12 protein-coding genes are annotated in these 8,083 nt (G+C 41.2%); all 12 read right to left on the bottom strand.

The window, feature by feature from the left end:
• A partial coding sequence (locus L3V32_RS25550) for an HIT family protein (protein ID WP_237285612.1) occupies window positions 1–124 on the bottom strand: 124 nt, incomplete at its 3' end.
• A gap of 114 nt (window positions 125–238) precedes the next feature.
• Window positions 239–877 (bottom strand): DJ-1/PfpI family protein, encoded by a 639-nt coding sequence (locus L3V32_RS25540; protein WP_025499005.1) that lies wholly within the window; start codon window positions 875–877, stop codon window positions 239–241.
• A 782-nt stretch (window positions 878–1,659) separates the two neighbouring features.
• A complete protein-coding gene (locus L3V32_RS25530; RefSeq protein WP_237285610.1) occupies window positions 1,660–2,136 on the bottom strand; it encodes a hypothetical protein in 477 nt (158 codons plus the stop codon).
• Window positions 2,137–2,806: 670 nt separating this feature from the next.
• Window positions 2,807–3,328, bottom strand: a complete 522-nt coding sequence (locus L3V32_RS25520; protein ID WP_237285607.1) for a hypothetical protein — start codon at window positions 3,326–3,328, stop codon at window positions 2,807–2,809.
• Between the two features lie 157 nt (window positions 3,329–3,485).
• On the bottom strand, window positions 3,486–3,812 hold the full coding sequence (locus L3V32_RS25510) for a hypothetical protein (protein WP_237285605.1): 327 nt from the start codon (window positions 3,810–3,812) through the stop codon (window positions 3,486–3,488).
• A 144-nt stretch (window positions 3,813–3,956) separates the two neighbouring features.
• Window positions 3,957–4,424, bottom strand: coding sequence for a hypothetical protein (locus tag L3V32_RS25500; protein ID WP_229613489.1), 468 nt, complete (start codon window positions 4,422–4,424; stop codon window positions 3,957–3,959).
• A 134-nt stretch (window positions 4,425–4,558) separates the two neighbouring features.
• Window positions 4,559–4,930 carry a molecular chaperone DnaJ gene (locus L3V32_RS25490; RefSeq protein WP_237285603.1) on the bottom strand — a complete coding sequence of 124 codons (372 nt, stop codon included), beginning with the start codon at window positions 4,928–4,930 and terminating at the stop codon, window positions 4,559–4,561.
• A gap of 133 nt (window positions 4,931–5,063) precedes the next feature.
• Window positions 5,064–5,546, bottom strand: coding sequence for a MazG-related protein (locus tag L3V32_RS25480; RefSeq protein ID WP_237285602.1), 483 nt, complete (start codon window positions 5,544–5,546; stop codon window positions 5,064–5,066).
• Window positions 5,547–5,706: 160 nt separating this feature from the next.
• A complete protein-coding gene (locus L3V32_RS25470) occupies window positions 5,707–6,069 on the bottom strand; it encodes a VOC family protein (protein WP_005386966.1) in 363 nt (120 codons plus the stop codon).
• A gap of 173 nt (window positions 6,070–6,242) precedes the next feature.
• Window positions 6,243–6,611, bottom strand: coding sequence for a VOC family protein (locus L3V32_RS25460; RefSeq protein ID WP_109170403.1), 369 nt, complete (start codon window positions 6,609–6,611; stop codon window positions 6,243–6,245).
• Window positions 6,612–6,746: 135 nt separating this feature from the next.
• Entirely contained in the window at window positions 6,747–7,256 is a 510-nt protein-coding gene (locus tag L3V32_RS25450) for a GNAT family N-acetyltransferase (protein WP_150919018.1), read from the bottom strand.
• 149 nt (window positions 7,257–7,405) lie between these two features.
• Window positions 7,406–7,939 carry a cysteine hydrolase family protein gene (locus L3V32_RS25445; RefSeq protein WP_237285601.1) on the bottom strand — a complete coding sequence of 178 codons (534 nt, stop codon included), beginning with the start codon at window positions 7,937–7,939 and terminating at the stop codon, window positions 7,406–7,408.
• Window positions 7,940–8,083 lie beyond the last annotated feature (144 nt).

The raw sequence follows: 8,083 nt of genomic DNA, 5'->3' as shown, positions 1-8,083 counted from the left end.
GACAAATTAAAATATGCCCAAAGTTGATTGGATCATGGTCTGCAAAAGCTATAACTTGATCAGATTCGTACACGATGACCGAGTCAATTTCACGATTAACAATTTGTTCGACTATCGTAGCCATCTGAACTCCTATCAAAGTATGCTAACGCCGCGTTAAGGTGTGAGTAACGCAATGCCGAACTTTCTGCATTGCGCCTTAAACACCAAAACCAACGCAAATTAAAAATGCCAAGCGTTACGAATCACTCTTAAACGCTTTGTTATGCGAATTTTTCAACTCTGCTGACTGAATAGTTGTGGTAATGAGCTCTTCAAAAATTTCTAACTGACCGGCTGGAATTAATTGATTCTGAATAGTTTTTCGTTTACTTGAGTCAAACAGCCGCTCTGCTACCCAACCAATGAGATACATCAGTGAAAGACAACCTCCTGCAGTGGCTATGTTACCTTCTACTACTAGAGGTAGATCCATAACGTCTCCTCCCATCTTTTGTAGAACACCTTTAGCATCTGGATTGGTTGTTAATGGCTTACCTTTTAGTAAACCGAGCTCATGAAGGATAAATGAACCGGCACATATCGAGCCAATTAGCTGTCTATTTGGGTCAAGGCTCAACGCTGACATAAATTCAGCATCTTTCATCGCTGCTGGAATACCACGTTTACCACTAGTGATAAGAACGACATCTTGGTTCGTCACCTCTGAAATATGCCCGTCTGTTATAACTTTCATACCAAGGTGGGAATGATGTTCAGGTTTAGTTCCCAGTATGCTGACCGTCCAACTATCGGTTGTTCTCCCAAGCAAATCATACATAAGAAAAAAGTCTACATCTGTGAAATCATCAAATATAACAACGCCAACTTTGTACATAAATCTCTATTCCTTTCGCTGACTTCATGAATCGCATAACGCCCTGTTAAGGGGTGAGCAACGCAATACCGAAGCCGCCGCATACCACCTTAAACACTAAAACCAACGCATAGTGAAAATGCCACGCGTTGCGAATCCCTCTTGAACAGTTTGTTAGTCGCGAGGCACCGAGCGACAATTTTAAGCCGAACTAAACTTTGCAAACAACAAACTTTATGTGCTTTGATGCACTCAAGTCAGGCGTAGTTTCACAGCGGCTACTCAATGAAACCACTTGGAACAACCAACGCCACGGGAAACGGACTGACAACGCCAAAAAGCGCTTTTGGAAGAACTAATCTGACAATGCGGACTTTCAACAAAGTCACTGAAACCACGTGGAACTTACCACACCAGAGAAAACGTCTTTTCAGCGTGTAGAGTTGCTTTTGAACCAACAAGCTCACCGAGCAGAGTTGCAGCCAAAAACAAACTCTCGATTGCCCCGCTCAGTCAGCACCAAAGAACAAAACAACCGCTAGTACACTTGCAAAACTTTGGACTTAAAACAGCTGAAACTGAGTTTTGAACATGAATGACGAATCGGTGTACCAAACAATCATCAGCCAAATTTTAAGCTTAGAAACATGATTTTGATTGCTAGCTTTTTCTGGCGACTAACGCCGCATTAAGGTGTGAGCAACGCTACCACGAAACTCAACCATACCACCGTAAGCACGGAACCCAACTATGAAATGAAAAATGCCAAGCGTTGGGAATCACTCTTAAATGCTTTGTTAGGCTTATTTTTTGTCAGAGAACGGCTTTCCGGTCTCATACAGTGTGACTTCAAATTTTTCCATATCATAACCATACGAAGAATACGTATCTACAATCGAAATTTTCTGAAAAGTTTTCATAAAATTAAGAGCCTGAGAGTTCTTTTCCAAAAGGATATACATATTATTTGTCTTTATAGCATCTCTAATCATACCAAATTCGTTTCTAGTTAATTTCTCTGGAAGATGTTTGCTCGCTCCCTTTGGGAAGTTTCCTTTAAAAAACTGCTTAGGATTTAAATCAAAGTTTCGGCGAATCACGCACTCACCTGAAGGTAGATAACCACCATAAGCGTGGGTGGTAGTCGTCCCTGGAACGTATGACTTTCCGATGTCACTTATAAATGCAGAGAGTAACTGATTACAGTTAGCTTGCTCTGAGTTTGCATATGACTGAAAACTGATGCTGCATAACAGCACTATAATGCCCTGTTTTAACACTATAATCCCCGTTTGTATAACTATAAGCCTAACGCCCAGTTAAGGGGTGAAGCACGCAACACTGAAGTTACCGCATCACGCCTTAATCACTAAACCTAACGCATGGTAAAAATGCCACGCGTGCTGAATCCCTCTTGAACTGTTTGTTAGCACGCTGCCCTTTAAGCCTTTGGCACACACCAAGATATTGAAATATAGCACGAAATTCATGGTTGGAAACACTGAAACCAAACAGACAACTGTCAAACTGAAAACTAACTTCAAAACGTAAGTTAGCTAGAAGAAAAACATGCTTAACTGCCCTTTTTCACCGCTTTCAAATTAGCAAAGGATACGGGCTTCGAACTTGAACAGCAGCGGCAAAGAAACGCTTTTTACCTCAAACTCCGCAGCACTAAAGAAACAACACCAGAGAAATAGCCCGAAAGTTAGAAACCGTAAACGCTGAAATCAAAGCGAAAACTTTACATCTAGTGCCACCGGAGCGAACGTGAGAGGAACATTTAATCAGGTGTAAAGCGAGGAAAAGAAACCAATAAAAACAGAAACTTTTAGCCTTTGATGCCAACCCAGTGCTAACGCCGCATTAAGGTGTGAGTGGCGCTTGGCTATACTTGAGCGAAGCGAAAATGCCAAGCGTTACGAATCACTCTTAAATGCTTTGTTATATTTATTCCCAACCACAGGACATAGTTATGCTTTCACCTAGCCTGATACCGCTTTTGTCGAGAATTAACTTCTGAAATTCTTTCACTTGAGCATATGCTTGTTCAGTAAATTCTGGGGTCAAATAATCATCCCAAGGGCATTTAAGGGCTTCACGAGCTAAAGTACCGGATTTAGCCTCGCCTACAATCGGCTTCCCATGCGCCATTGAGTCACGTAATACTTTTATTCGAGATAGTGTAGAAAAAGGCTCCACTGCCTCGTCAAATTCAATAGATGCCACCTCGCATATTTGCTTCATTTTTTTATAAAATCCCTGACGTTCTTCCCAGCCAGTAACTTTCTTGTCGCCTACAAAATTAACAAAAGCCTCTACAGAAAATGCTAAAGCGATTAAGCAACTATGACAATCTAAAGCAATTGCATCCTGAACGTCGTTTTCAACCTTTGCTCTTACTGTTTTTAAGTGATAGAAACCCAGATTTACTAGGTCATTATGAGGGTACACTCTATATGAGCCTGACATTTACTACTCTCCTAAAATATAACGCCCTGTTAAGGTGTGAGCAACGCCATACCGATGCCGCCGCATACCAACTTAAACGCTAAAACCAACGCATAGTAAAAATGCCACGCGTTGCGAATCACTCTTAAACAGTTTGTTATGTGTGTAGTTACATTTTTCACGGAGCCAATAATGAACTGTAATAGTTGCTGTAGCTGCCAAACAATGGCTTGTACTGTTCAACAATAACCTCCTTGCCCTCAATACAGATCGACTTGCATATAACCTGTACAACCTCACCATGCTCTAACTTTACAGCTGCTCTATAAATGTGGATGCTTCGGCTTTTACCAGGAGCATCTGTGTTATCCCACGAAGATAGAACCACGCCGTGATGAGTCCCTATAAGCTTTCCTCGAAAGAACAGCTGATCAAAGCCAACAGCTATAACAATTCCAATACCAAGGAAAAATAATATGTATTTTGCAATTTGCTTCTTTTGCATATTAATTCCTCCAAGCACATAACGCCCTGTTAAGGGGTGAGCAACGCAATACCGAAGCCACTGCAAACCACCTTAAACACTAAACTTAACGCATAGTAAAAATGCCACGCGTTGCGAATCCCTCTTGAACAGTTTGTTAGGTTTTTACTCAAAGAGTGCTCTATAAACTGGCGAAGATTTACTCTCATTCAAATCAATGACTTTTACATGCTTCGAAACATGCATGGCAAGTTTGCGATCCATTGTAACCAAGTACGCATCTTCAATCTTTGCGATGCATGCAAAAACCAAATCTGCACCATACAACTTATCAAAGCCATCCAACGTAAATAATTGATTAGCTTTTCGAATTAGTTCTTGGTCAACATCGTACATAAGAGCTCGGTCATCTAAAAGATAGAACTCTCTAAGAACCGGTTTTCCTTTGCGAGCGAGCTTTGAGACCGTTGCATTTACTTCGAAAACAGCGAGAGTTGGAAATATATTTTTATAGTCAATATCAATCCAACCGTCAGAAAGATCTTTAAATAGACTTCTACCCGGTGAATATCCATCATCATTCGATTCTTTAATATTTACTATTGCTGATGTATCCCATACAAACTTATGCATTTTACCTCCGAAAAACCTAACGCCTTGTTAAGGTGTGAGGCACGCAATACCTAAGCTTCCGCATACCACCCTAACCACTAAAACCAACGCATAGTAAAAATGCCACGCGTGCCGAATCACTCTTAAACAATTTGTTATGTAGCTTTCCTGTTTGAGAAATAGTATCCAACAACTGAACCAATAATCGCACTCGAAAACGCGAGAATTTCTGAGAAGTACTGATTATTTGTGAAAGCGGAAAGTATTAAGAAAACGAGAAGAATAACTACCAAATAAATAGCTAAAAGAGGTGCTATCCGCTTGTTCATTCTCTCAGTTAGAGGTTCAGTTCTACCAATTCCTCCACAAGAACCGCAAATCAAACCTTGTTGGTTTTTCCGACTCCAAAATGGCAAATCAGCCTTTTTAGCACAAGACAGGCAATATTTACTATCGACCCCTGAAGAGCAAGTACCACTTCCAGAACAGTGCTTACACTCATACAAATTTGATGTAATGTCTTCCATTTTACTCCTAGCTACATAACGCCTTGTTAAGGTGTGAGGCGCGCAATACCGAAGCTTCCGCATACCACCTTAACCACTAAAACCAACGCATAGTAAAAATGCCACGCGTGCCGAATCACTCTTGAACAATTTGTTATGGCCCTGGATTTTCCGTAAGTTCCTGTATGTCGATTAAATCCACTTCTCTGTTCAGTAAGCGCTTGTACTTTATTAACTCGTCTTTAGGGATTACTGGCACTTCGACATTTTGATAAAACATTGAAACCGAATTAGAGAAATTAATTTCTAACCTGTGCCATGAACCATCAAGAGCCGATTGAATTCTAGTTCCTTTAGACAAACCAACTTCGATTTTTTGAGAATGGTAGATTAATTGGAAATACTCTAAATCCCAACCGCATTCCACGTAATGCGTTAAAGGTTTGGAGACATATGAACCAACCTTTGCTAACAGTTTTTCTGCATCGCCATTGTGGATATACAAGTCAATGTCCGCAACTGCTCGGCTACCACCGTAAATTGTTGCAGCCAAACCACCCACAATTTGATAGTCAATTCGCTCTGATTCCAAGGTTCCCTTAAACCAAATCAATGCTTCTTTTACTCTATCGCTCATCCTGAGTACCTAGTTAGTTCGATCGTGCGCCATAACGCCTTGTTAAGGTGTGAGGCGCGCAATACCGAAGCTCCCGCATACCACCTTAACCACTAAAACCAACGCATAGTAAAAATGCCACGCGTGCCGAATCACTCTTGAACAATTTGTTATGTACGTGCTAAAGGTACACAACTGACTCCACATTGTTGCCCTCGGGGTCAATCAAAAACGCAGCGTAGTAGTTTGGAGCATAGTGTTTTCGTAAACCAGGCTTACCGTTGCATTTACCACCTAAAGATAACCCCGCTTGATGAAACGCGGAAACTTGTAATTTGTTTGATGCAGAAAAAGCAATATGGCACTTAGAATTACTGACGCCTTTTTCAATTAGAAACCTTACATTTGGCTCGCTCGAAAGCCCAAAGCCAGCAGCATTTTCATCTGACCACTTGAGCTCAATACCCAATGGCTCCAGTACATTCTTGTAAAACACACGACATTCTTCGAATGCAACTACCTTAATTTCAAAATGATCTATCACTCTCAATCCTTTAGAGTTGGTTACAATTTTCCTTAAAGTACATAACGCCCTGTTAAGGGGTGAGCAACGCAATACCGAAGCCGCCGCATACCACCTTAATCACTAAAACCAACGCATAGTAAAAATGCCACGCGTTGCGAATCCCTCTTGAACAGTTTGTTAGGGCGCAGAGCCTATTGATACACGCTGACTTCTATTAAGTTTTTATCAAGATCCAAAAAATAGACCGATTGGATTGCACCAACGGCTCCTGATTTTTCGACTGGACCCTCTATGATTTTGACATTTTCTTTAACTAAATGGTTTACCACTGATGTCAACGACCAATCTGAAATTAAGCAAACATCACCCGAACCAACATTAGCTACATTTCGCGGTTCTTGGCCAAGAAGCTGAAAGTTAATCTTTTGATTTCCGAACGTTACAGCCTTACGGCCATTGGCAAAAGTTACCTCTTCCATGCACAAAACCCGTTTATAAAAGTCCACTGATTTTTCTATGTCGGAGACTGTGAGAACAATATGATCTATGTGATGAATCATCATTTTACTCCTTGTGCCCTAACGCCCAATTAAGGTGTGAGGCACGCAATACGATGCTTCCGCATACCACCTTAACCACTAAAACTAACGCATAGTAAAAATGCCACGTGTGCCGAATCACTCTTAAATTGTTTGTTATAAAGCTGACTCTACGTTAAACGCCTTTTCTAACCACACCGAGCTAATGTACTGTCCATGTTTCTGTGCATACTCATTGAAAACTCCGACTTCTCTGAAACCAAACCGCTTATGTAATGCAACTGATGCGTCGTTTGGTAATGCAACACCCGACAATACACGATGGACACCATAAGCACGAATTGATGAGAACAACTGAGTATATAGTTTAGAACCTAAACCTTTCCCCTTTGCTTCTTGTGTCAGATAAACGGTCACTTCTACGGTGTCGTCAAAAGCTGAAATTGCTCTGTACTGTTGGGAATAGGCAAAACCTAGCAACACGCCGTTTTCTGTGGCTACATATAGTTGATATTTGGTAGTGCTAGAAAACTGAGAAAACCATTTCTGACGATTTTCCAGAGTAAATGGAACTTCCTCAAAGCGTGCATTAGTATGCTCAATATAAAAATTAAAGATGTCGGTGATACCAGCAACATCTTTAATTTTACCTGTTCGAATTTCCATGAAATGTCCTTTTTCTTCGAGCTTTATAACGCCCAATTAAGGTGTGAAGCGCGCAACCACGACACTCAATTTAACCACCGTAATCACCAAACTTAAACCAAACTAAAAATGCCAAGCGTGCTGAATCACTCTTAAATTGCTTGTTAGCCCTATGCCCAAAGGTTGCACGCCTCTACCGCTTCGATTTTAACACCGAAACTAGAAATGCTAGGTAACGTGGCATTGTGGTGCTCTCGAATTTGAGCCCCACTGGCGTGCTCCTTATCATGAGTTGTGTGAGCATCCGAAACCAAAGTTACGGGGTAGCCTAAGCCTGCAGCTCTGCGAATGGTGGTATCAACGCAAAACTCTGAGGCGTAGCCACACACAATTAAGCTATCTACATCGAGTTCATTCAAAACACTTTGAAGATTAGTATTCAAGAAAGAGTCTGGTGTTGTTTTGCGAACGAAATGGTCACCAGTTTGTGTAATTAAGCTCGACTGCAATGCCCAACCAGCGCTTTCGTATTCAATAACAGATTTAGGTTGATCGTGCTGAACAAAGATAACTGGGACAGACTTAGCACGCGCCAATTTCGTAACTTCATTAATTTTGGTGAGTACGATTTGTGACTCAAATGGTTGAGGTTCCGGGTCGAACAGAATCGACTGAACATCAATAACTAATACTGCAGATTTCATTGTTTTCCTCTGATAGGGCTAACGCCGCATTAAGGTGTGAGCAACGCTACCACGAAACCCAACCAGACCACCGTAAACACAAAACCTAACGATGGAATGAAAAATGCCATGCGTTGGGAATCACTCTTAAATGCTTTGTTATGT

It is taken from the genome of Vibrio sp. J2-4 (assembly GCF_021728155.1).
Taxonomy (GTDB): Bacteria; Pseudomonadota; Gammaproteobacteria; order Enterobacterales; family Vibrionaceae; genus Vibrio; species Vibrio diabolicus.
The sequence above is the reverse complement of the archived record's forward strand: the minus strand, read 5'-3'. Positions and strand labels throughout refer to the sequence as shown.